This is a genomic window from Rheinheimera gaetbuli (assembly GCF_054781935.1).
In genome coordinates this window covers 66,531-90,759 of sequence record NZ_BAAGTL010000007.1, presented here as the reverse complement: position 1 = coordinate 90,759, position 24,229 = coordinate 66,531, and the positions used below count along the sequence as shown (strand labels likewise).

The window sequence follows — 24,229 nt, the reverse complement described above, 5'->3', positions numbered from 1 at the left end:
TTAACCCATTATCCGAAGTAACTGAACTTGCTGGCGGTCCATATCTTCAGCGCTCTTCATCATTTTCACTTGCAATTCAAACTGACGCTGCAAACTGATCATGTAGGTCATTTCGCCTACTGCGTTGACATTACTGCCCTCAATAGCACCATTAAGTAAGTTCACATCTGGCGCCGCTTCAGCCACCTGCCCGTCTTTACGCCGGAATAAACCGTCATTTCCCTTTTCCATCTCGCTGTTTGATGGTTTAACCAGCTTAATACGACCAACAGCCGCAATAGCGTCAGCCGGGGCACCTTGCGGCAACGCACTTATCGTGCCGTCGTTGCCAATTTCCAGTTTTGCCAGTGGCACTGGTAACTGAATAGGACCATCGTCGCCCATTACGGCAAGCCCTGATGAGGTTTCCAACATACCTTGTGCATTTAGCTGCAAATTACCGCCACGGGTGTAGGCTTCAGTGCCATCCGGTGCCAGAACTGCCAACCAACCATCGCCTTGAATTGCAACATCCAGCTCACGCTCGGTCATAATGATGGCGCCGGCGTCAAAGTTTTGACCTGGCTGTTCAGTCATGGAAAACACCCGGCTGGGAAGACCGTCGCCAAACGCCTGCATTGCCCGAGCCTGTTCAAAGTCGGCTTTAAAACCAACGGTGCCGGTATTGGCAAGATTATTTGCCCGCACCGCTAAACCATTCATATTTTCTTTGGCACCGCTCATGGCGATGTATAGCAAACGGTCCATTAGGCTCTCCGTGATCTGTTGCTACAACTTATATCTATTGATGAAGCAAAATTGATGCCACAAAAATATTGGAGGGAACAATAAAGTGGATAAAAAAACACCACCCGAAGGTGGTGTTTAATATAGCTTGGTCACGCTTAACGAATTTGCAGCACGGTTTGTTGCAAGGTACTGTTTACTTCCAGTGCCCTTGAGTTAGCCTGAAAGTTGCGCTGCGCGCTGATAAGGTCTACCAGCTCGGTGGTTAGGTTTACGTTTGACTGCTCAAGCGCTGACGCGTTGACTGCACCAAAGGTGCCAATATTGGCCTGCCCACCTATTGGCTCACCTGACGTAATACTTTGCTTCCATGATGTATTACCCACCTGCTTTAAGCCTTGTACATTTGCAAACCGCACCAGTGTTACCTGCGCCAGAAAAGAAGAATCACCATTGCTGTAGCTGGCCAGCACCCGGCCAAAAGCATCAATGTCAACGCCTGTCAGGCTCCCTACAGTAGTACCATCCTGACTCAGGTTAGTAACATCGAAATTAGAGGCGTATTGTGTCGGCGTTCTAACACCTGATGCATCACGAAAGTTTACTGCAATATCCGTAGCAAACTGAGCACCGTTTGTCAGGTAATTGTTGCTAGCCAGGTTTAAATCTGCAGCTGGGATCGTAATGGTAGGTAATGGCGGTGTATCAATGAAATTACCATTTGAATCAAAGACTATAGGATCTCCCTGAAACCATGATGCCGGGTTACGTGTTGCAGGCGGAACCGGTGCAGGAACTGTTGGGTTGGCCGTAGCTTCATCCCATACAACAAAAGTATCCCAGGTATTAATTGCGGGTGCCGCTTGTTTACGAAAGTAGGTCGTTGCAGTATGGGGCTCACCTAGGCTGTCATAAACGGTAACCGAGGTTGAATGGTTGTATGAAGCCCTGTCAGTTGGATCAAATGCTAATGTTGGCGCTATAACGCGTGAATCAACATTCATACTCAAAAAAATGTTTGTCGTTGCGCGTGGCGCACCGGCCGATGTTGGGATCGCAATAGGCTGCGTTGTACTCAGGCTCACTGACTGATTTTCACCTGTAACTGGATCAACAGCAAAGCCTTGCAGATAATTTCCCTTGTTATCAACAATAAAGTTGTCTTTATTAAGTTTAAAAGCTCCAGATCTGGTATAGGTAAGATCTTGCGATTGCCGATCAGGTGTCAGCGCAAAAAAACCTTCACCGGTAATAGCTAAATCCAGTGAGTTGGCAGTAAATTGCAGTGCGCCCTGACTAAACTGCTGTGCAACAACAGATGTCGCAACACCATCACCTACTTTTGTGCGGCCAGAGGCAAAAATAGATGTGGCATACACATCGGCAAATTCAGCCCGAGACTCTTTAAAACCGGTGGTATTTACGTTAGCGATGTTATTCGCCGTGGTATCCAGATCTTTTTGCGCTGCGGCCAGGCCGCTTAATGCAATATTAAAACTCATAATTCACCTCAGCTCACTTAACTATATGAAACTTCTAATACATCACTTAATTTAACCTGCCCTAATCCCAGCAGGTTAAGCATAATACTGCCACCTTGCCCATTTAGGCTGACGCTACCGACGGGCGTATAAACATTGACCGGTAGACTGGCGTTGCTACCGTCAGCGTAACTCACGTCCACTTTTACTTTATATACGCCGGCTTTCACCCGCTCAGACAACTCACCGTCTACTTCGGCAGCACTCCCCGCGCCGGATGGCATATAGGTACCATCCCAGATAAACTCGTTTTTACCCACTTGCGGGTTTTCCACGCTAAACGATTGTACTAACTCGCCCTTTTCATTTTCTATGCGCACTTTCATCAACGTCGCCGCTTTATCAAGTTCGATATTGCCACGTGATAAGGTTTCGCCGGTAAACACGATTTCATCTGATTGTGTCAGCACAGTGCGTCCCACCAAAGAAGAAGCCTGCAACGCCTGGTTCGACGTCATACTCTGGGCTAAACCTTTAAAACTTTCGTTTAGTGAGCTAATGCCGTCGGCCATGGTAAAATTGGTCATTTGCGCAATCATTTGGTCATTCTCAACTGGCTTGGTCGGGTCCTGATATGCCAGCTGCTGTGTTAACAGCGCGAAAAAATCAGCCTGGGTCAGCGCACCGTTATTTTTATCCGGTGTTTTTTTGTCACCATCCCAGTACATGCCACCCAAGGCGGAGTTGTTGTTTACGCCGGTAGTCATCTGCTACTCCTTATCCCTGTTGCCCAAGCCGCAATGTCCGCATCACCATCTGTTTAGCCGCATCAGCAGTCTGCACGTTGGTTTCATAGGAGCGCGATGCCGAAATCATGTTCGCCATCTCCTCCATAATGTTGATATTAGGCTTATAGATATAACCGTTTTCGTCTGCCATTGGATGGTTTGGCGCATACTCAACGTTGAGCGGCGCGTCCGATTCAACAATACCCAGCACCTTTACCCCAGCGCTAGCATCGCCTTGCAGGCGTTTGGATTGCGACAACTCTGCGGCAAACACCGGATGTCTGCCTCGGTAGGTTTGCTCAACACTGCTGCTTACGCTATTAGCATTGGCAATGTTACTGGCAGTGGTGTTCATCCGCAGTGACTGCGCAGTCATACCGCTGCCGGTAATATCAAAAATATTAAAAGCACCCATAATTATTGTCCTCCGCCGGTAATGGCTTTTTTCAAACCGCCAATACGGGAATTAAGAAATCCCAGGCTTGCTTGATATTCCAGGCTGTTCTGCATAAAGGCATTACGTTCGCGATGAATATCAACACTATTACCGTCGCCGGTATCAGGCTGGTCTGGGTTACGAAATTTAGTTTCATGCCGGGTGGCAGTAGATATGTGGAAATGCTGGTCGTGGGTACGCTGCATAGCACCAGATTGTCTGGCTTTGGCGTTATTCAACGCTTGCTGAAAATCCAGATCTTTAGCTTTATAACCCGGAGTATCTGCGTTGGCGATATTTTCTGCCAGTACCTGAGCACGACGATCGCGCACCAGCATGGCGTCAGGGTGCATACCAAATGCTTTGTCAAAACTGATTGCCATTTTTTTGCCACCTATCTATTAGCGATGGCAAATTAAATGCAAATCTCAGGCCACTATTTTAGATGGTTAATTTTCAGATTTTCTTGCGGTAGATAATGCCGGGGTTACAACGGACCATTTCAAAATCATTGTTCAGGCTAGACAATGACTCAGAGGCGCCGAGAAAAAGGTAACCACGTGAGTTGAGCGATTGGGCAAACTGTTGAATGATTTTCGCTTTGACATCGGCAGAGAAGTAAATTAGTACGTTACGACAAAATATGATGTCGAATTTCCCTAACAAGGTATAACTATCAAGTAGGTTAAGATGACGAAAATTGACATTCTTGCGTACATTGTCTTTTATACGCATCATGCCTTTACCGCTATCTTCAAAGAACTTACTACGGCGCTCAGGCGATAGCCCTCGCGACAAAGCAAGACCGTCATATTCTGCACGCTGACAGTGCTCTAGCATGGTATTTGAAATATCTGTACCGAGTATATTAACCCCCAGGCTAAAAGCACCAGGCCGGCTTTGCTGATATTCCAACGCGGTCATCGCAATAGAATATGGCTCCTGTCCACTAGAACTCGCAGCTGACCATATTTTGACGGTGCGGCAAGTTTTTTCCAGCTCCGGCAAGATTTGTTTTCTTAACAACTCGTAGGGATAGGTATCACGAAACCACAGCGTTTCGTTGGTCGTCATAGCATCAATTACCGCAGAGCGTAATTGACGTTCAAACGGACTTAGCGTCTTACTTACCAGCTCAGACAACGTTGCCACACCAAAGCGTTGCATTAGCGGTGCCAGCCGGCTTTTTACCAGATATTGTTTGTTGTCACCCAGTACAATACCGCACTGTTGCTCCAGAAAATCCCGGAACAACACATACTCTTTATCTTGCAGCTCTTTATTTACCACCGTTAATCCTTACAGGTTATTCTGCATGCAGCCACTTCTGAACAGACTCTGCCAGTTCATCCGGGTTAAACTTAGCAATAAAATCATCGGCACCCACTTTTTGGACCATCTGCTGGTTAAACACACCACTTAAAGAGGTGTGCAGAATAACATGTAACTTTTTCAATTTAGGATCAAGCTTTGTCTCTGCTGTCAGGGTGTATCCGTCCATTTCCGGCATTTCAATATCGGAAATCAGCAAACCCACTTTTTCGGTTACCGACTCATGGCAGTCATCAGCAATTTTTTTTAGATACGTCAATGCTTCTTTGCCGTTATTCACCAAATGCATCTTCACGCCTAAGCTTTCTAAAGCACGTTTCACCTGATTACGAGCTACTGCAGAGTCATCAGCAATCAAGATCAATCTGTCGCCTAAATCTGCATTAATACTTTGAGCATCCAGCTCTTTAGTTATAGCAGTCGGTGATGGCGAAATCTCCTCAAGGATCTTTTCTACATCCAGAATTTCTACCAGCTCATTATCAATCTCTGTTACGGCGGTCAAATAGCTCTGCTTGCCAGTGGTCCCCTTGGGCGGCGCCATAATAGCTTGCCAGTTAATATTAATAATCCGCTCTACGGAGTTAACTAAAAACCCCTGCACCGAGCGGTTATACTCGGCAATGATAATAAAACTGTCCGTGGTATTTTCAATTGCACGACCGCCGGTTGCCAGGCTTAGATCAATAACCGAAATAGTCTGGCCGCGTATATGTGCAATTCCTCTTACGTATTTATTGCGCTTTGGGATCGCAGTAAGTGGTGGGCATTGCAACACCTCGCGAACTTTAAACACGTTGATACCGTAGCGCTGACGCCCCGCCAATTTGAATAACAATAACTCAAGCCGGTTTTGTCCGACTAACTGTGTGCGCTGATTCACCGAATCTAAAATGCCGGCCATCTGCCACTCCTCTGCTACGTATCGGATCGATTCTTGCTAATTTGCTTTATTCCGATGTGGGATAGCAGTTAGCGTCAAATTATCGCCGTATGTTATAACCACCAGCAGATAAAGCATAGCCGAAACTATATGAAAAAGTACGAAAATTTATTAAATCACGGGCTTATCTGGCTCTGTTTCTGTTGCAGTCTACGCGTTTATAGCGCTGAACAGAGCTATAGCCCTGAGCAATTAACCACTTTGGCGCAGCAGTGGCTTAATACGCAATTAGTTGTTGATTCGACAACGCGCTATCAGACGGATATCAATAGCCTGGACCGGCGTATTGGTGACAAACATTGTGAACAGGCGCTGGATTTCCGTTTGTCGCAACCGCTAACGCAAAGGCAAAATACTATTGTGATCCGCTGCAGCGACACTCCAGATTGGCAATTGTATGTGCCGGTCAGAATTGATGAAATTGTCGAGACACTGGTATTACGGCAAAACATTGCTACAGCAAGTCTGATCACTGCCGATATGCTGGAAACAACAACCCGAGCTCGCAGGTTTATACGCGGTAATCTGGTTACTGAAGCTACATCGGTTATTGGCGCAAAAACTAAAAGATCATTGTCGATGGGACAAATTTTAACCTTCCAGGATCTATGTCTTGTATGTAAAGGGGATGTTGTTACAATAGCCATCAGGAATAATGGTTTAGACGTTTCGGCATCGGGTATAGCAATGGCTGATGGTAGCCTTGGCGATATGATACATGTACAAAACAGGCAGTCTAAACGTACCATAACGGCAGAAGTCGTCGCTGTTAACCGTGTCAGTATTACTTTTTAAAAATTATGCTAAAGTTTTGCTGTCAGCTGCCGCTAACCTGATCATAGGGAACTGTAACAAGGTAATGAGGTCATATTATGGCTATTAATATCAATAACCTGCAAAATGCAGGTCAGGTTAAAGCTGATAAAGCTGAACAAAATCAGCAACGTCAGCAAACAACTGTGCAGCAAAATGCCACTCAGACAGCTAATCAGAAACAGGACTCCGTGTCGATTACGCCGCAAGCACAGCAATTTGCTAAACTCACAGACAAAGCAACCAGTAGCACTGGTGTTGACCAGGAAAAAGTCGACAAAATTAAGCAAGCCATTGCTGAGGGTAAGTACAAGGTAAATGTGGAGCAGCTGGCACGTCGCATCGTGCAGTTTGAAAGCGAAATATTTGCCAAAAAATGACGTTAATCTCTGACAGCATTGCCTCTTTGTTACAACAACAACAACAGCACCTGGACGTGCTGTTGTCGTTATTACGGCAAGAACTTGCCGCTCTTGCCAACCGTGAAATAGACGCTCTGGAACACATCACCGCAGACAAAATTAATCTGCTTAACCAGATCCAGCACATTGACCAGCAACTGGCTAACTCGCCAGAGCTCTCACAGAGCAAAGAACAAGACGAGTTTAAGCAGCAGATTACCGTACTTGACGACCTGCTGGTACAATGCAAACAACAAAATGATATTAATCAGTTAACGCTGGAACAAAGCCAGCTGAGACTTGCTCAATTTAAGCATGAATTATTATCCAGCCGCGGTAAATCAGGCCTCACTTATACAAGTAAAGGCCGCCCGGCTATTGACAGTAAGGGTAAAGGGATTAAAGCCTGACACTACTCACTGTTTGTCAGTAGTAATATTTAACACTCTTGATTGTTTGTTTTGGTCTGATGTTTTGATCCAAGTTATATAGTTGCTTAAAATCCAGTTCTAGCTCAGTAATATAAATATCATCTACTGCATAAGTTTTTATAACTCTGGCACCTTGTATTACCCCCCTTACTGACGCAGACAAACGTTCATCTGTTAACGTCATAACGCTAAGTTCAGTTTTAGCGTCAATTTTTTGTCCATGCACTAGCTCAGCTAACTCACGGTATGCATCTAGCTTTGATGCTTTCATAGCCTGCAGCATTTTATGCTCGGCATTATCCCCTAACTGAGAACTTATAGGTGCATACCCCACTGCACGAACCACTGGAAAAGTATCAGGCTTTACTGAGGCATACTCTATATGTCTGTCTGCTATCAACGAACAACCACTAATCAATAAAACGTGAATTATAATCAGGCTATATAATACTTTCATCACTCCCCCCCTTGTTTGCTGATGATAGCCAAGTTGACGGCTTAACAACTACAACATGATTTATGCAGATATCGGGCCAGAAAAAAAGGCATACTATTTGCTTGTTAGATGAAGCGCTAAGCAAAGCGGAGAATATATGAAGTATTATGCATTTTGTCTGATATTAATCAGCCCAATTTTTTTAAGTAGTAACGCACAGGCCCAATGGTATGAAGCCATCGGTCAAGCTAAAATTAACAACAACGAACTTACTTCTGCAAGACAACTGGCATTGGAAGACGCGATAAAGCGAGCCGCTCTGGGTGCGGGTGCACGCGTTAGTAGCACGCAACAATTAATCAATGGTGTTTTACAAAATGAGCAAACCGAATTGGTTAGTATGGGAGAGATTAAACAAATAAGGCTACTTTCAGAAACACGAAGTAGCGACATGCTAACAGTAACGGTGCAATTAAATATTCAGCCTGAAATGAATCAGTGCGGCAACCACCAGTACAAAAAATCTGTTTTGATGCCCCTACCACAACTGATACCACGTCGTGACGCTGTGAATGGGCAGTTATTTGATTTTGGCAGCAATATAGGGGTACAACTCGAGAGACACCTGCGAGATTACAGTCCGGCAGCTATTGTTAGCCTAGTTCAATACAGCATAGAACCAAAGCAACTTCAATTTAGTCGAGATGAGCAACTTTTCAATGACGGTAATCAGTATTTGTTAAACAGCCGTATTACCGATCTATCTTTGGGGGAAACGACCAATAAATTTTGGCAAGCCGAGCGCAAAGAGCGCTTCTTTGCATTGGAAGTCAGCCTATACGACATATTTGAACAAAAAATTGTTTATCAGCAAGAATACCGCACCAGTGCTGACTGGCCAGTTAGAAATGAACCAACACCATCAAGCCATAGCCAAGCGTTTTGGCAAATGGAATACGGAAGTAACATAAATAAGCTACTACAAACGGTAGCGGACGATGTTCAACAGCAACTAAATTGCCAGCCACTTCGCAGTCGTATTGCACAGGTCAGAAACAACACGCTGCAACTACCTTTGGGGACGATGCACGGCCTTAAAATCGGTGATGAACTACGTATATTTCAACTACAACGCCATCCTGCAACACCAGACGTTAGGCGTGTGCTGCAGCATGCTGCACGTTTTACCGTGACAGAAATTACATCGCAACACGCTTGGGCTAGCAGTGAACAACAACACCTTCTTAGCCATATTCAGCAAGGTGACATCGTCAGTATTCAGTTGAATCCTGATGACATTTAACACGCAACTTATATTAAGATTAGTATTAAAGCGCTCAATAAGTGTATGTAAAACAAGCTGTCATTAGCAGGACAGTTTGAAACTACGACGCTCTCTGTTACACTCCGAATAAGAGTTGCCCTATAGTTAAATGGATATAACGGCCCCCTCCTAAGGGGCAGTTACAGGTTCGATTCCTGTTGGGGCAGCCAAATAACTTTAATGATTTAGTTTTGACTACATACTAATTAACTCATCGCCGTTAAAGCGCGTAGTTTCACATTTATAATTCCGCAGTTTAAGTAAATTACAGGCTCGTTCTGCATCAGTGTTACGATTAAAAGGCCCCACTCTCAGGCTGTATAATTGTTGCCTCGTGTTACTGACAGGCAACAACTTCGGATATAGGCCGTTCAGTAACTGAGGAAATTCTTGTTGAACAACATACCAGCCAAATTGAGCGCTTCTTGGCTTTATAAAATTAGCCAAATGCACTGCGTAATCTTCTGAGGTTTTAACGTCTAACAGCTCAGGTTCTAGTTCTGATGTTACTTCCCATGCTACTGGTGCTTGCTCGATGGAAGATACAATAACGTTATCGGTAGCAATAACCTCGCTATCCGCGTATTTTTCAGGCACGTTACTTAAGTCAGACATTTGTGATACTTCGGCAATTAAAAATGCTAAATCTGATTCAAGCTCTGCCAAACGAGCAATACTAGGCTTCGCAGCCTGCCATTCTTGTAAGTATTGCTGAACATCGGCCTGTGTAAGTAATTCATTGCTATCACTTTTCATTTCAGCGTGTTGCGGCACAGGGTTTGTACACCCTGCAAGCAAAAATATGGCTATCAGCTTAGAATGTGTTTTTGCTCTTGATACGTTGTGCCAATTTTTTGTCATGTTAATAAGTTCCTTACACCTGAGTAAGAGAAATCGTGTCTTAATTCAGAACTCTGCATAATAAATGCCATTTATTAGCTATTGCGACTTGTTTACACCAAGCCATAACAGCTGAACGTTAAAATGAAACTCAAAAATAAAGCCCCGTGAAAATAGTGGTGCGATTTTTGCTTTACGTTTATATCAAAACTTTGGCATAAACAGGTTGGATTTGTATGCGTTATTTCCTGCTAATAAATGTGCTGTGGCTTGTTGCATGTAGTCAACAGTACCACACAGTAAACAAACCCGCAGCGAGCAGCACAGCTTACCAAAGCGAGCGAGTTAAGAGCGCTGTGTCTGACGCATCACATAATATGTCTGCTTACACACTTCACCACTATGCAGGCGGCTTAGCTATGCAATTGCTGCAAAGTACACCCGACAGCATACCGCGCGGCCGGGTATTGATTGGTGACTTCTCTTCAGCAGAAAATGTTGAACATGTCTTGTCAAACGATGCAACAGCACCTATCAGAAAACAATTACAACATAGCATGCTAACACTTCTCACTCAGGCAGGATTTGATGTAATTGCGCTGGATGGCAAAAGCTCTGTAGCGTTAAATAGCGACAACAGTATAAAAATTACGCCAAATACACACATGCAGGATAAGTTATATGTGGACTATATACTTACCGGAACATTAATTGCACAACAACATGCTTACCTGGTAAACACAAAATTAGTGAGCGTTGCTCAACACAGTGTTGCTGCCGCTGCAACGTCAGAAATACCCTTGAATGTATTGTGGAGCCGTGAACAAGTACAACTGAAAAATGGCCGTCTACACCGTATTGAGCTTTAAGGAGCACGTCAATGAAAGCATTACTCTTTACATTATCTGCATTAACCTTAGCAAGTTGCAGTATATTAAAAACTCAGCCAAATGCTGCCGGACAATCTGACATAACAGATCAGAGCAATATAAAACAGACTATAGCAGAGAGACCTATTGCGGCACCTGAAGCATTTCAACCGGGGAGATTTACAACCTCCTCGGCCGAGTCACACGTTACCTCAGGCCGCACAAACCTCACTATTCAACACTACGTGCGTCAATTAATGCAAGAGATGTTGCTATCTATGCAAGATGTGTCGGAGCAAACACCGCTGGCCGTTGCAGGATTTGTTTTCCTGGATGGTGACTTTAATCAGGGAAGCTTACTTGGCAACCAAATAGCAGAAAGCTTTATGCATGAGTTACATAATGTTGGTTTGCAGGTAATTGATTTTAAAGTCACAGATTTTATACGCGTTACACCACAAGGTGATTTCATTCATAGCCGTGATGTTGAAGAACTAAACGAAAACCTCGCTGCACAATACGCAGTCGGCGGAACACTTAGCCAACACAAAGATGGCGTAATTGTTAACGCACGCATGATACAGATAAACAACAAAGTTGTATTAGCCTCAGCGCAAAGTTTAATACCAAACGCAGTTGTAAAAGCCTTGCATCCAAGCAGCACAACACAAGGCATGATGCTAATAAAAAGCGCTAACTAAGAGGGCAGGCTATGTTACGTAAAATATTTCCGCTAATGTGCGTGTTGTCGGTTACATCGTGCCAAAACACACTGCCTGCGGCTCCTGTGCTGGCGGACTCTGTTGCTGGAGCACGATATAGCGAGGGGTTTTCTCCCTCCAGATACAATGTGCAGTTAGACAGCTATGTAGAACAAATGATAATAAAGATGCTCCCTGATACACCAGCAGAATTGACCAAAAATATCGCTGTAGCGTCTTTTGTTGATTTTGATAGCAGCCTGCAACAAACTCATGCTTTAGGTAATCAATTGGCGGAAAACTTTTTGACCCTATTGCCCAGATTTGGTTATGCCGTAACAGACACTAAAGTCACAAAACACATTGCTTCATCAGACAGAGGTGATCTGATTTTTTCACGACAGCAAAGGCTGTTTTTTCGCAATAAAAACGTACACGCCGTCCTAGCCGGCACTTTAATTTACACACCAAAGGGCGTCGAGGTATATAGCCGGCTTATCAGATTGAAAGATCAAAGCGTTATATCTTCAGCAAAGATCACAATTCCATATTTTGTTGTTCGACATTTGGGCGAGGTAAAATAAGCGAAATAATCACCTGTGAAACTAAACGTCATACCTGAAAAGACAGCAATGGCGCTTTATTGTTTTGGTAACGTTGAAAAATCGCTAAAAACATAATTTGCCACGAGACAATTAACACCGGCTAATTTCATCTTGTTACAGTGTTCTACTGCTTGTTTTTTATCTGCGAAAGCGCCTATCTTCAATCTGTAATAATTTGTCTGACCCACGGTTATCCTCTCAACGTTAGCCTCAAGGGTATTCATCAACTGCGGATATTTTTTTTGTAACTGAGCCCATACGGCAGGTAAACGTGAGGGCTCAGAGAGCGATGCAATTTGCAACGCAAAACGTTTAGAATTGCTATCCGATAATGCGGGTACAATACTCGAAGTAAGTTTATCCGCCTTAACAGGCGCTGCGGCCTTAGTAACTGAACTTGTACTGCTATTAGACACTCCAGATGTTTGTTCTGGTGATTCTGACGTCGCTAAAGCAAGCTGCTCTAACTGAATAAGTAACAACCCCAACTCTTCTTCAGCCACAGCCAAACGGCTCAGCGCGGGTTTGAGCTGCTGCCATTCTATTAACAGTTGATCATGTTGTTTTTGTTTTTCCATCAGCACATTAAGATCTGACGCTATTTGGTCAATGTGTGTGCCCTGGATAACACTAACGCCTTTCATTTTGTCTGGTGTTGACTGACATCCGATTAATAACGTGCCCAGAACAACTACACCAAATACTTTGTGTAACGGCTTGCTTTTATTATTCATTTTAAATTCCGTCGTAGCATTAATATTTAAAACCATGGTATGCAGCTTCACAGCGTATTTGCATTGTAGTGAGCTTTTCACACAGCTGCAGTGCGTTTTGTTGAGCCTGAAACTCTGAACTATCAGCGCTTTCAAAGTACGCAAGGCCAAGCACAAACTTGCCATTTTCTTTCGATTTAATATAGAAAGGCTTTTGCATATTGGATAGGGTTAGCCGCTTGCGTAGCATCTGGTAATACAGTTTCAGCATACCCGCAGAACTGAACTGCCCTGCACTAACAATAAACCCTTCAGCATCTTCGAGCGGGGCTAAACTGAAGTCTACCCCAACAATCAAATCACCGGCAGACGAAAATTGTAGCTGTTTTTGCTTCACCTTTCTCAATCCACGTCTGTCAATAAAAGCATCATCCACCTTTAAGCTATATTCGCCTGGTTTCAAACTCTTGAACAAATAAAGCCCGTCAAATTCTGAGCGTGTCGACGCCACGATGTCGCCTTGGGCATCAATTAAATGAAGCATAATGTAAGGTGCCGGGCTATGTTGGCCTTGTTCATTCTTTAAGTAAATAACGCCCTCTAGCTCACCGGCTTTTACAACAGGAAAATCGAGTTGATCAACAAACCCTTTTCTTGCCGTTATTGCCACACCCGGTATTGCCGTTATCATAAAAGGACCGTCCAGGCTTTCTTCATCCACAACGATGTCAGTGGTTACTTGATTGGCCAATGATGTCAATATTACGACACCCTGCTCATTGGTTATGCCATGCCGATAGCTCTGACGAGCACTGACTTTCGCATTTTGAATAAGTGGCTCCTCACTATCAAAAACGCCATTCATATTTAAATCTTCAAATACCCTTACTGCAACACTACCAGATTGAGAAATAGCACGACCAGAGGTAAAAACACCACCTCGTATGGGTTCATACCCAATACTAAAACGTGCTGAGAGCCCAAGGATCCAGTCGCCCTGCTCGTTGTAATTAAAGTTAGTATTTAAATGAAATGCATCTTTTTGCCAATTTAAACCAAGATTTAACTGATACTGATCTTCAGGCACAAAGTATGAATACCTTAATTCGGAACTCAATTGCTGGGTCCAGGGGTAATTTAACACTGCACCGTAAGACAATAACTCGGCATCAGGTTTAATGGCATAACTCGAGAATAACCGTGTAAATACACGGCCAAAGTTTTTACGATACTGCAAGCCAGCGTTTAGCCTATCACTTTCAACAAGCTCATTTTTTGCTAATGAAACCTGCCTCTCAGTACTGTCTAAATCAACAAGTGCAAAATTACCCGCATTAGAAACTGCATTTTTGTTAAACACTACATTATGGCTTAGCGAACCCCAAGGCCCGTTAATACCGATAGCATTTTCAAAGACCTCTTCATAGCGCCCATCAGAATGAGCAGTTTTAAACCAACTATTTTGATAATTTAAAACAGGTAATATCGGAAAAGACAAGCTGCCCGTCATGGTTACTGCATAGGAATGGGTCGATGTTGCGTCATTATCGGCCGCAGCAAAAATTTCGTCGTACCGATGGTTAAAGCTCCAATTACTTTGCCAAAATCGTGTACGAAAATTAGTATTTATGCTGTTTCTACTGTCTTTATCAGCAGACACAACAGAACTTAACAAACCATACTGTCCAAAACTAACATTAGTACCTAAGCTATAAAACTGTTGTTCTTCGCCTACCTCTGGTTTAAACCAAGACGTTCCGGCTGTCATTGACAACCACTTTGTAAAGCCATAATCAAACGTCGCACTGGTAAGCAAACCTTGATTATTTTTCTCTGTAATTGGGTCATTTAACCCTAAAAGGGATTTATTCACATCAACCACCGATACTCGGTATCTTGCTTGCCCCGTGGTAACCGTATTACCGTCAATAAGATAAGATTCCGTTTTGGTTTCAATTTGTCCCTGTGGGCCATAAAACACTAATTCAAAATCATTTTGTCCAAATGTTAAATCAACATCATTAAACTCATAACGGCCATCTGCTATTGCAATTTTGCTGTCGAGCAGTATCCCATTTCGATATAGCTCTACGTCCCAACCGACCTGCACTTCACCGGTAATATTGGTACGGCGATTATCAAATACCTGATTTAGTGGCGTGTTTGTCACATATATCCCCCGACTTTGTTGCAAGGTACTACCAAAACCAGCATTAACAGGAGTAACGTCGCCAAAAGCAATACCAGTAGCATTTAGCGGACCAAGTAACTCCCCCTGAGGAGATTGACGGCCTAAGGTTAAACGCGAAGAATTTAACGCATCATCATTGTTTCCAGATAAGAAAAACTCGGTGTTAAAATAGGCAAGATCGAGGTTACCAAGCACAGAGTAACTACCTAATGTATCAGTTTTAGTTTGTCTTCCAGCGACCTGCATATCTAACATTGGTGCAGAGTAAAGTTGATAAGGCGATTCTTTTAGCGGCATAATTGACCGGTTTACATCACCGGCCATCGCTGCGGGACGATTGCGTCTGGCGAGTCTTGCTTCAACAGGAAATTTCGTCGAAGAGACAATATTTACTGCAAGCCTGGCTTCATCAACGTCGAATTCGAAACCAAACCATTCTTTAAGAAGGGCAGCATCGACGTAAAGATCATCTTGAGTAAACTGATAATCTTGCTCTGCAACGGTATGCTGTTTGTTTAAAACAAAAACGCTAAGTGTATTATCGTTGTTATGGCGTATGCTAAATTCGTTTTGTTCACGTAGAAACCATCCATCAGCTTGTTTAGCTGCAACATCAACCGTAACAGGGTATTCAATTAACTGAAAAAAATCCCCCAACCCTAACAGAAAGAGTTTATTAGTTTTAACAACAAACATTTCTGTTAATGCTAAGCCATTAACAGACAAACTTAACAATAATTCTTCACCAACACTAAAACGACTCTGTGGTGCGGTGATAATTTTGTTACTGTCGTTGTTTAATATTAACGGCTGAGTGATTGGTGTATTTTCAGCCATTGCTGAGGGGGCTACAGGGGTGTCAAGGCTTTGACTTTCATTCTGTTGCGCTGGTTCACTTATCTCAACAGCCTGTTCAGACACAGCATTTGTCTCTGTCTTAACAGACTGTTGTAACGCTTGCTGTTTTGCTTTTATTCGCTGAAGCAACTGCTGAACACTTTGCTGCGACTCAGCAGACTGCTGTGCAAACACAGCAGGAGCACGCACCAAAAAAACCATTAAAGCAATAAAAATCAGATATTTAAATAAATCTTTTGTAACAATCAACGGTTCTGATTTTGTCATATTTTAAGGCTCATTTGGTGATAGTGATAGCCTCCTTGTTTATGTTTACGCTGTAATCAATAAAGGTTTGCCCTTTAAAATCTTTACTGCCTTCATAAACGATACGGAGCTTGCCGTTAGTTAAAGCAAATTCTGAGCCAACCCAATGCAAGTCTACATAATTGCTTGGTAATTCCGGCCACGCAGTGTATTCATTTAATTTGGCAATAAGTACTTCGCCGCCTTGTGCTGGTGTCCAAAACGCGCTGATGTCGCCTACCACTGAATGCATGCCAGAGCGATTAAAGTGCAGTCTTATCTTTGGTTCTTTTGTCGCTGCGTTATAACTAACATCGACGTTGCCTGGTTGCAGCTGATACTGCAAATTGCCCTGCCTAACTGCCACGGGTATAGAAAAACTCAATACCACATTGATAGCCATAGATTGCCCCCCTGCAGCACCCACGGCATCTTTCTCAGGCGGCAACGCTTTAAAAAGCAAATGCGAGCGATACTCACCATCGGCCAGATTCGCTGGCCGACGAAGTGACAATTTAATAGTTTGTCGCTCATTGGGTTTAAGTGTTACAGAACGGGGAGAAAAACGCAGCATGCTACTAGCCACCGGATGATTTGCCGCCTCTTCCGCGGTTAAATCAACAACGCCACCACCAGCTTTAATTTGCTTCTCAGACCACTGCAGGCGATAAGTTGCCGTGTTATCTGAGGTATTAATCAGGGTGATTTCAGCAGAGCGGTCAGCAGAATTAAAAATAACCCGGGTAGGATTAATAAGTAAGTTAGCACTTACCGTGACAGGCAACAACAAACCGACTAGCACGCACAATATAAACAAATTCTTCATTTTCACCTTCTGTGATTCATCAACGTTAAAACCCTACAGTTCATTTAATAGACAATATTTACATTTAAAAACAATGTGTAATCAGCACCGCTAAAATAACTTTGTGCAGGATTGCCTGATGTACTTAGCGTTGCGCCCATACGAAACTGAGCCGTACCAGTGTTCCCCGTATTTAATGTATTGGGTATATCCACGGCGTTGATTTGGAACTGCGCAGTTCCAGGATATGGCATAGCAGAATAAGCAGGTAAATCTACTGATAAACTAACATTGGTAAATAAAGGCAATCCGCTTAACGTATACACGCCGGGTGTGCCGCTGCGAATAATATAAATTTGGTTGGTGCTAATTTGAGCACCCTGGCGGGTAATTGTAGTTGTGCTGACAGTGTTATTGTTAAGGATAGCAATTTCACCAAAACTCAGTGGACTGTCAATATTTAAGTCAGCCGACACGTCACAAACACAAAAAACACCTAGCAGAGCGACAAAACTCTTTTTCATAACGCTACCAAATAGGCTCCGGACCAGTTATCAAAACCGGCCCGGAGGCTAGCACTTAGTTGTATGCTACTTCAACATCAAATGAGCCGGTATAAGGTGTTGAATCCTGGTAAACCGGGCCGACAATTGCACCAACGTGTGTTGCAATTTGTGCGCCCACGGTAAAAGCAGCTGTACCTGCAGCCGTTGTAGAAATGGCGGTAGTGACTGCACCAGGAGTACCTGATGTGCGCCATGCAGTAAAGTTACCCACAGTAAAGTTTGCTGAGCCTGGTGGCACAGCAGCAGCAGTTAGTGTAATGCTTGCAGCAGGCAGTGTTAACACTAAGTTAGTAAAAGGGGCAACACCGGCAATGGTAAATTCAGGCCGGGCAATAACACCACCTACAGATTGAAGTACAGCTGTACCAGCACCCGCTGTACACAACGTACCGGCGCCTGAAGCAACTGCAGCAACTGCACTGGCAGGGTTAGCAGGCAATTCTAAAATAGCACAAGTATCTAGTGTCGCATCAGCTGTCGCTCGCAGGATACCAAAATCTAAGGCGCCAGTGAATTGAAAATCAATCGCATTATTAACAGAAACCGTTGCTGGAACTGTCACTGTCTCGGCAATCGCCGAGCCCGCACTGGCCATCACTAAGGCAGCGGCAAGGCCTTTTGTAAGATTGTTGATTTTAATCATATGTATTTCCTATAAGTTGATCTACTTAGGTTTTAGTACGCCCTTACAAAAACGTGGTTTTACTTGAGCGTACCACTATATCGACGAGGCGGTTTATATCTTTAGTAAAATTTACACGTTACAACGTAAATTGATGAATAAACCTTTCAAAAACCAAGCTATCGTAAATCTCGCCCACTGCACAATTTTAACAAAGTCAACCTGCTGCATTTTCACAACGAACAGTAAATGGCAAAGCCTATGAACTAAAACAGCAATACTCTACTGTAAAGTGACAACTGTACCATATTGATCATGAACAAGCTGTTTTCAAAAACACTAAACACGCTTATCTCAAAAAACTGTATCCATTGGATTTATTACCATTAACACTCACAAATACCGGCTTTGTTTAAAATGCTCTTCAAAAAAATTATATCGCGACCGGCGCTTTAATATGCGGGTGAGCCTGATAATTTATCAACGTAAAATCTTCGAAACAAAACGCAAAGATATCTTTGATTTCTGTATTTAATTGCATTTTGGGCAAGGGGTAAGGCTCTCTCGCCAGCTGTGTATTTACTTGTTCAAGGTGATTTAAATACAGGTGTGCATCCCCAAAGGTATGAATAAATTCTCCGGGTTTAAGACCACACACTTGAGCTATCATAAGTGTTAGCAGAGCATAGCTGGCAATATTAAATGGCACACCGAGAAAAATATCGGCACTACGTTGGTATAATTGACATGACAACTTACCGTCGTTTATATAAAACTGAAACAAGGTGTGACACGGTGGCAGTGCCTGCTTGCCTATTGCAGCATTGTCTTTGGGTGACAATGAAGTATCAGGCAATAAGGCTGGATTCCACGCACTGACGATAAGCCGCCTTGAATCCGGCGTTCTATGAATATCGCTGATAAGTTGACTTATTTGGTCAACTATACGGCCGTCAGCTGCTTGCCAGCTGCGCCATTGCGCACCATATACAGGCCCTAGTTCTCCGTCAGCAGTCGCCCATTCGTCCCAAATAGACACGCCATTGTCTTTCAAGTAGCGAATATTGGTCTCCCCTTTTAAAAACCACAATAGTTCATGGATAATAGAACCAATGTGGCATTTTTTTGTTGTCACCAACGGAAAGCCTTGCGCTAAATCAAACCGCATCTGATAACCAAATACACTTAACGTGCCGGTACCAGTACGATCAGTCTTTTTATGGCCATAATGCAGCACATGGCGCATTAAATCATGATATTGCTTCATACCTCAGATACCCGTTTGTTTACTCTGCTGTTATTGCTATAAGCATAAATAATAAGTGCGATACCAGCGACAATCATCGGCAACGATAACCACTGCCCCATCGACATTCCCGCCGATAACACGCCAAGATGCGCATCTGGCTCGCGATAAAACTCAACAAAAAATCTGGCACTGCCATAGCCGGCTAAAAAAAGCCCTCCCAAGCTACCCGCTGGTGGATTATAACGGCGGTACAATACAATCAGCAGAAATAAAACGATACCTTCCAGGGCAAACTCATAAAGCTGCGATGGATGTCTGGGCAAAGGCCCGGCCGCTGGAAATAATACTGCCCAAGGCACATCTGTCGTGCGTCCCCATAGCTCTGCATTAATAAAATTGCCCAGGCGGCCTGCAGCCAGGCCTAATGGGATCAGTGGCGCGACAAAATCGCCCAACTGCAAAAAGTTTTTCTTGTTACGTCTGGCAAACCAGGCTAACGCCACTATTACGCCAAGCAAGCCACCATGAAACGACATGCCGCCTGTCCAAATTTTAATCAAATACAATGGTTCAGCTAAAAACAATTCGAATTGATAAAAGAATACGTAGCCAACCCGGCCGCCGAGGATCACGCCTAAAAATCCGACGAATAACAGATCACTAACCTGTTGTTCAGTCCAACCTGATCCCGGCCGCTTTGCTGCGCGGTTTGCCAGCCACCAGGCCAGACCAAAAGCCACCAGATACATTAAGCCATACCAGCGCAGACTGATGGGACCCAGGCTAAATATCACCGGATCTATTTGTGGAAACGTGATGTAGCTTGCAGACATAACTCCCCTTAACTGAATATCATTTTTACCGATACCAGTAATAAAAACACCCCAAAGACCCGTTTAACCGTCAGCAGAGGCAAACGCTGTGTCATCCGCGCCCCGAGCGGAGCGGTAAAAACTGACGTTGAAACAATACCCAGCAAGGCAGGCAGATAAATGTAACCGATAAAGCCCTGCTCAAGCTGGTAGTGTTGCCAACCGGCAATCACATAGCCTAAGGTACCAAAGACAGCAATTGCTATACCACTTGCCGCAGCGCAACCGATAGCACGGCGCATATCAACAGAGTAGTAATTTAATACTGGCACAAAAAGCGCACCGCCACCAATGCCCATTAAACTCGCCAGCCCACCAAGTGCAACCGATATGGCAGCTGTGGCAGGGCGTCCGGGTAGCGGTTTTACCCCCACCACCGAGCGCGAACCAAGCATTCTAAAGGCAAGTAACAACACGGCAATACCAAATATCATCTGCAATACATTGCCGCCAATAAAGTGAGCAAAATAGCCGACGCACCAAGCGCCAGCAGCCGAACCCAACACCACTGGCGTAGCGATATTCCAGGGCACATTATCCATTTTATGGTGTGCACGCACTGATGACGTGGCGGTAACAATAATAGAAGCCAATGAGGTAGCAACAGCAATTAAAATTGCATCTGCCTGTGATACGACATCAAAAGCGGGCAGTAGCACAACCAAAACCGGCACCACTAACAAGCCGCCGCCGATCCCTAGCAAGCCAGCAAAAAAACCCACTGCGGCACCAAGGAATAACGTGATGATAAAAATACTTAACACTATAAACTCAATATGAAAATGGCCGTTTTAACGCCTGGCAGGATAGTATTACCGCTAGGCCCTGAGCTGACTAAGCAATTGTTTTTGTTCAAGGAAACGATGAATATGCAACCTGACATGTTTTGCCGAGGTGCATGCTAACACTTCCGGTAGCAATAGTGCCAGCTCAGACATTTCAACCCGGCGTAGCAACCATTTTATTTTTGCTAAGTTACTGCTGTTCATACTGAAACTGCTATAGCCCATTGCTGCTAGCAATAAGATACCTGCAGGTTCACCTGCTAATTCACCACAAACACTGATAGCAAACTGTAACCCCTGGGCTTGCTGCACCAGCTGATATAAAGCTCTGAGCACAGCTGGGTGCATTGCATCATACAAACTTGCCACCCGTGGATTGTTGCGATCTACCGCTAACAAATATTGGGTTAAATCATTTGTACCAATTGAACAAAAGTCTACCTTGCGGGCAAGTTCAGGTAATTGGTACATAATAGAAGGAACTTCAATCATCACACCAATTTGCGGTCTGGGTAGCTCTATCGCCAACTCATCACTGACTTCGAAACACGCTTGCTTAATCAACCGCAGTGACTCATCAACTTCAGCAAGGTCAGAAATCATCGGCAATAAAATATGCAGATTATCCAGCGCAAGATTGGCTTTTAACATCGCGCGTATTTGTACCAGAAAAATTTCCGGGTGATCCAGCGTTAACCTAATACCACGCCAACCTAAAAAAGGATTCTCTTCAACAATATTGAAGTATGGTAAGGCTTTGTCACCACCAACATCCAATGTACGCATAATTACCGGACGGCCGGGGTAGGTTTCCAGTACCTTACGATATAACTCAACCTGCTCTTGTTCTGTTGGAAATCGACTGCGCATAATAAACGGAAACTCCGTCCGATACAGCCCTACACCATCGGTGTATTGTGGCGCTGTTGTTTCCAGTTCAATCGCTAAACCAGAGTTAACCATCAGACTAAATCGCTTGCCGCATGCAGACTGTGACGGTAAACCAATTTCTTGTTGATAAGCAGCACTAAGTACCGCGTCTTCGGTTATAAGCTGCTGATACTCGTTGCAAATTGCTTCAGCAGGCGACAAAAGTATATGGCCATGATAGCCATCTACAATCAGACGTTGTCCCTGCCAGTGTAACAAGGGTAATTCATCAACCCCCATAACAGCGGGGATACCCAATGCCCGGGCCATAATGGCAGCATGGGAATTTACCGAGCCTTTTAGCGAAACTATTGCAACCAGTTGCTCGCGCGGTACTTCTGCCAGCATAGTGGCGGTGACATTATCAGCCACCAAGACGACCTTATTGGGTAGCTTTATCTTGCGCTGTTCTGTATCCAACAGGTTATTCAATACCCGCTGTCCAAGATCCCGAATATCAGTGCCACGCTCACGCAGATAGGTATCATCCATATCATCAAACTGACGGGCAAACTTTTCCACCACCCTTTTCAGGGCACTTTTTGCACACCAACCTTCGGCAATTTGCTGCTCAATTTCGCGCCCCAGACTGGCTGCGTCCAGTAATTGGTGATACACATCGAATATTGCCAGTGCATCCGGCGGCAAATGGCCGCTCATTCGCTCTGCTAACCGATTAAATTCGGCTTTGGTAATCTTTACTGCACGATAAAAATGCGCCAGTTCTTTTTCTGGTTCGTCCGAGCGCTTTAGTGAAATAGCATTAAAGTCATTAGCAGGCTCAAGAACATAGGCCTCACCAATAGCAATGCCCGGAGCACCCGGCAGACCTTTAAGCTGGCCGTTCTGTGTCTGGTTTTTACTACTCTCACTGGCAGCCTGACGCATTTCAGCATTGGCCAGCACCGACGCGAGCTGTGCTGCCAATGTAACCAAAAACGATTCTTCGTCTTCGTTAAATACCCGGTCTACCGCCTGCTGAATCGTCAAGACGCCAAGTACTTTACGGTGATGTATTATCGGACAGCCAAGAAAGGCAGAAAAACGGTCTTCGCTAACCTCAGGGGTAATTTTAAATCTGGGATGCAACTGGGCTTTCGCCAGGTTAATAGGCTCTTCACGTTGGCCTACCCAGCCGATTAAACCTTCTGAAAAGCCAATAGCAATCTTGCCGATGGCGTCAGGGTTTAGCCCGTCGGTAGCCATTAACATAAAATGCTGTTGTTCATAGTCAGCAAGATAGACAGAACAACACTCGGTTGTCAGTGCCTGCTTTACGCTGCTTACCAGGCCAGTTAGTGCATTCTGCAAAACTGGCTCTTGGGCAACATCCTGAACTATGCGCCTTAACTGGCCTAACATAAGAGCCCCATTTTCAGTTTAACGAATGGACTGAACGGCTTAGCTAACTCTTCTTTCTAATATCGCGGCGGATAAACGGCAAAGCAACCGGGGCAAATTCTTTCATAACTTTACGGTAAACTTCGCGTTTAAACGCTACGACCTGCCGTACCGGATACCAGTAGCTAACCCAGCGCCAGCTATCAAATTCCGGGTGCGTAGTCTTTAACAAGTTTACATCTTCGTCAGCACAAGTCAGTCGCAACAAAAACCATTTTTGTTTCTGGCCAATACACACCGGGTTACTGTCTTTACGAATAAGTCGTTTTGGTAATTTGTATCTTAACCAATGCTTGGTTGTGGCAATAATTTCCACGTCCTTCGCTGTTAAACCTACTTCTTCGTGCAGTTCCCGGTACATGGCTTGCTCCGGTGTTTCACCGTCGTCAATGCCACCTTGCGGGTATTGCCAGGAATGCTGACCATACCGCTTTGCCCAAAACACCTGTCCCTGGTGGTTACAAATTACTATGCCGACGTTGGCGCGAAACCCTTCGGCATCGATCACACAAACCTCTGGCGGATCATAAAATACTATTTAAAGGATTCTTTCACAAAGTTGCCAGTTCGGCAAACGGAATTTACCTGATGGACTTTTACAAGGTTATCCACAACTAAGCACTTTATAAACTAGAACATGTGTACTTTTTCACAGGCTCTGTGGATATATTCGTGCATAACCATGTTATAGCCATTGCATAACTACGGATGCTTAGTAAATACCCAGCCAAAAATCAAGCCAAAATCATTTTAGATCATATAGTTACATAATAGGCTACGGCAAATCCCAGTAAAACACACTGTGCACAAGTTGGTTTGCTGCGTT

At 44.2% G+C, this 24,229-nt stretch carries 26 protein-coding genes and 1 tRNA gene; 8 read left to right on the top strand and 19 right to left on the bottom strand.

Features of this window, described 5'->3' with window-relative positions:
- The 7 genes from flgF to ACYVIC_RS06950 all read right to left on the bottom strand — a co-directional run bounded on the left by flgF (nucleotide 1) and on the right by ACYVIC_RS06950 (nucleotide 5,667).
- Nucleotides 1-747: a flagellar basal-body rod protein FlgF gene (gene flgF / locus ACYVIC_RS06980; RefSeq protein WP_460858531.1), complete on the bottom strand. Its 747-nt coding sequence runs from the start codon at nucleotides 745-747 to the stop codon at nucleotides 1-3.
- Nucleotides 748-884: 137 nt separating this feature from the next.
- A complete protein-coding gene (gene flgE, locus ACYVIC_RS06975; RefSeq protein ID WP_460858529.1) occupies nucleotides 885-2,228 on the bottom strand; it encodes a flagellar hook protein FlgE in 1,344 nt (447 codons plus the stop codon).
- Between the two features lie 17 nt (nucleotides 2,229-2,245).
- Entirely contained in the window at nucleotides 2,246-2,974 is a 729-nt protein-coding gene (locus ACYVIC_RS06970) for a flagellar hook assembly protein FlgD (protein WP_460858528.1), read from the bottom strand.
- Nucleotides 2,975-2,984: 10 nt separating this feature from the next.
- Nucleotides 2,985-3,410: a flagellar basal body rod protein FlgC gene (gene flgC, locus ACYVIC_RS06965; protein ID WP_460858526.1), complete on the bottom strand. Its 426-nt coding sequence runs from the start codon at nucleotides 3,408-3,410 to the stop codon at nucleotides 2,985-2,987.
- Between the two features lie 2 nt (nucleotides 3,411-3,412).
- Entirely contained in the window at nucleotides 3,413-3,814 is a 402-nt protein-coding gene (gene flgB, locus ACYVIC_RS06960) for a flagellar basal body rod protein FlgB (protein WP_460858525.1), read from the bottom strand.
- A gap of 73 nt (nucleotides 3,815-3,887) precedes the next feature.
- Nucleotides 3,888-4,721 carry a CheR family methyltransferase gene (locus ACYVIC_RS06955; protein WP_460858523.1) on the bottom strand — a complete coding sequence of 278 codons (834 nt, stop codon included), beginning with the start codon at nucleotides 4,719-4,721 and terminating at the stop codon, nucleotides 3,888-3,890.
- 16 nt (nucleotides 4,722-4,737) lie between these two features.
- Entirely contained in the window at nucleotides 4,738-5,667 is a 930-nt protein-coding gene (locus tag ACYVIC_RS06950; RefSeq protein ID WP_460858521.1) for a chemotaxis protein CheV, read from the bottom strand.
- Nucleotides 5,668-5,796: 129 nt separating this feature from the next.
- On the opposite strand from ACYVIC_RS06950, the gene flgA reads away from it, so the two are divergent.
- From flgA to flgN, 3 genes are all read left to right on the top strand, one after another.
- Entirely contained in the window at nucleotides 5,797-6,501 is a 705-nt protein-coding gene (flgA, locus tag ACYVIC_RS06945) for a flagellar basal body P-ring formation chaperone FlgA (RefSeq protein ID WP_460858519.1), read from the top strand.
- 77 nt (nucleotides 6,502-6,578) lie between these two features.
- Nucleotides 6,579-6,899, top strand: coding sequence for a flagellar biosynthesis anti-sigma factor FlgM (gene flgM, locus ACYVIC_RS06940; protein ID WP_460858517.1), 321 nt, complete (start codon nucleotides 6,579-6,581; stop codon nucleotides 6,897-6,899).
- A complete protein-coding gene (gene flgN, locus ACYVIC_RS06935) occupies nucleotides 6,896-7,330 on the top strand; it encodes a flagellar export chaperone FlgN (RefSeq protein WP_460858515.1) in 435 nt (144 codons plus the stop codon). Before flgM ends, flgN begins: the two co-directional genes overlap by 4 nt.
- 16 nt (nucleotides 7,331-7,346) lie before the next feature.
- Here flgN and ACYVIC_RS06930 read toward each other — a convergent pair whose 3' ends face one another.
- On the bottom strand, nucleotides 7,347-7,808 hold the full coding sequence (locus tag ACYVIC_RS06930) for an LPP20 family lipoprotein (protein ID WP_460858513.1): 462 nt from the start codon (nucleotides 7,806-7,808) through the stop codon (nucleotides 7,347-7,349).
- Nucleotides 7,809-7,944: 136 nt separating this feature from the next.
- Between ACYVIC_RS06930 and ACYVIC_RS06925 the strand changes: the two genes are divergently transcribed.
- On the top strand, nucleotides 7,945-9,090 hold the full coding sequence (locus tag ACYVIC_RS06925; RefSeq protein WP_460858511.1) for a flagellar assembly protein T N-terminal domain-containing protein: 1,146 nt from the start codon (nucleotides 7,945-7,947) through the stop codon (nucleotides 9,088-9,090).
- Between the two features lie 116 nt (nucleotides 9,091-9,206).
- Nucleotides 9,207-9,281: transfer RNA gene (locus ACYVIC_RS06920), tRNA-Arg, on the top strand.
- A gap of 25 nt (nucleotides 9,282-9,306) precedes the next feature.
- Here ACYVIC_RS06920 and ACYVIC_RS06915 read toward each other — a convergent pair.
- The gene (locus ACYVIC_RS06915) at nucleotides 9,307-9,972 is read right to left on the bottom strand and encodes an SPOR domain-containing protein (RefSeq protein WP_460858509.1); all 666 of its coding nucleotides are present in this window, start codon (nucleotides 9,970-9,972) and stop codon (nucleotides 9,307-9,309) included.
- 398 nt (nucleotides 9,973-10,370) lie between these two features.
- Between ACYVIC_RS06915 and ACYVIC_RS06910 the strand changes: the two genes are divergently transcribed.
- The 3 genes from ACYVIC_RS06910 to ACYVIC_RS06900 are packed head-to-tail and all read left to right on the top strand — an operon-like array spanning nucleotide 10,371 to nucleotide 12,105.
- A complete protein-coding gene (locus ACYVIC_RS06910; RefSeq protein WP_460858508.1) occupies nucleotides 10,371-10,820 on the top strand; it encodes a FlgO family outer membrane protein in 450 nt (149 codons plus the stop codon).
- Nucleotides 10,821-10,831: 11 nt separating this feature from the next.
- Nucleotides 10,832-11,521 (top strand): FlgO family outer membrane protein, encoded by a 690-nt coding sequence (locus ACYVIC_RS06905; protein WP_460858506.1) that lies wholly within the window; start codon nucleotides 10,832-10,834, stop codon nucleotides 11,519-11,521.
- An 11-nt stretch (nucleotides 11,522-11,532) separates the two neighbouring features.
- Nucleotides 11,533-12,105 (top strand): FlgO family outer membrane protein, encoded by a 573-nt coding sequence (locus ACYVIC_RS06900; protein WP_460858504.1) that lies wholly within the window; start codon nucleotides 11,533-11,535, stop codon nucleotides 12,103-12,105.
- 56 nt (nucleotides 12,106-12,161) lie between these two features.
- Here the strand turns inward: ACYVIC_RS06900 and ACYVIC_RS06895 are convergent, their stop codons facing one another.
- The 10 genes from ACYVIC_RS06895 to rppH form a co-directional block, all read right to left on the bottom strand.
- Entirely contained in the window at nucleotides 12,162-12,860 is a 699-nt protein-coding gene (locus ACYVIC_RS06895) for an SPOR domain-containing protein (protein ID WP_460858503.1), read from the bottom strand.
- A gap of 19 nt (nucleotides 12,861-12,879) precedes the next feature.
- Nucleotides 12,880-16,155, bottom strand: a complete 3,276-nt coding sequence (locus ACYVIC_RS06890) for a porin family protein (RefSeq protein WP_460858501.1) — start codon at nucleotides 16,153-16,155, stop codon at nucleotides 12,880-12,882.
- 10 nt (nucleotides 16,156-16,165) lie between these two features.
- Nucleotides 16,166-16,999, bottom strand: a complete 834-nt coding sequence (locus tag ACYVIC_RS06885; protein WP_460858499.1) for a fimbrial biogenesis chaperone — start codon at nucleotides 16,997-16,999, stop codon at nucleotides 16,166-16,168.
- A gap of 44 nt (nucleotides 17,000-17,043) precedes the next feature.
- Nucleotides 17,044-17,502 carry a DUF4402 domain-containing protein gene (locus ACYVIC_RS06880; RefSeq protein ID WP_460858497.1) on the bottom strand — a complete coding sequence of 153 codons (459 nt, stop codon included), beginning with the start codon at nucleotides 17,500-17,502 and terminating at the stop codon, nucleotides 17,044-17,046.
- Nucleotides 17,503-17,557: 55 nt separating this feature from the next.
- Nucleotides 17,558-18,187 carry a hypothetical protein gene (locus ACYVIC_RS06875; RefSeq protein ID WP_460858495.1) on the bottom strand — a complete coding sequence of 210 codons (630 nt, stop codon included), beginning with the start codon at nucleotides 18,185-18,187 and terminating at the stop codon, nucleotides 17,558-17,560.
- A gap of 412 nt (nucleotides 18,188-18,599) precedes the next feature.
- Nucleotides 18,600-19,433 carry a thymidylate synthase gene (locus ACYVIC_RS06870; protein ID WP_460858494.1) on the bottom strand — a complete coding sequence of 278 codons (834 nt, stop codon included), beginning with the start codon at nucleotides 19,431-19,433 and terminating at the stop codon, nucleotides 18,600-18,602.
- Nucleotides 19,430-20,248 carry a prolipoprotein diacylglyceryl transferase gene (lgt, locus tag ACYVIC_RS06865; protein WP_460858492.1) on the bottom strand — a complete coding sequence of 273 codons (819 nt, stop codon included), beginning with the start codon at nucleotides 20,246-20,248 and terminating at the stop codon, nucleotides 19,430-19,432. Before lgt ends, ACYVIC_RS06870 begins: the two co-directional genes overlap by 4 nt.
- A gap of 8 nt (nucleotides 20,249-20,256) precedes the next feature.
- The gene (locus ACYVIC_RS06860) at nucleotides 20,257-21,051 is read right to left on the bottom strand and encodes a sulfite exporter TauE/SafE family protein (protein ID WP_460858491.1); all 795 of its coding nucleotides are present in this window, start codon (nucleotides 21,049-21,051) and stop codon (nucleotides 20,257-20,259) included.
- A 54-nt stretch (nucleotides 21,052-21,105) separates the two neighbouring features.
- The gene (gene ptsP, locus ACYVIC_RS06855; protein WP_460858489.1) at nucleotides 21,106-23,364 is read right to left on the bottom strand and encodes a phosphoenolpyruvate--protein phosphotransferase; all 2,259 of its coding nucleotides are present in this window, start codon (nucleotides 23,362-23,364) and stop codon (nucleotides 21,106-21,108) included.
- A 43-nt stretch (nucleotides 23,365-23,407) separates the two neighbouring features.
- A complete protein-coding gene (rppH, locus tag ACYVIC_RS06850; RefSeq protein ID WP_460858488.1) occupies nucleotides 23,408-23,911 on the bottom strand; it encodes an RNA pyrophosphohydrolase in 504 nt (167 codons plus the stop codon).
- Nucleotides 23,912-24,229 lie beyond the last annotated feature (318 nt).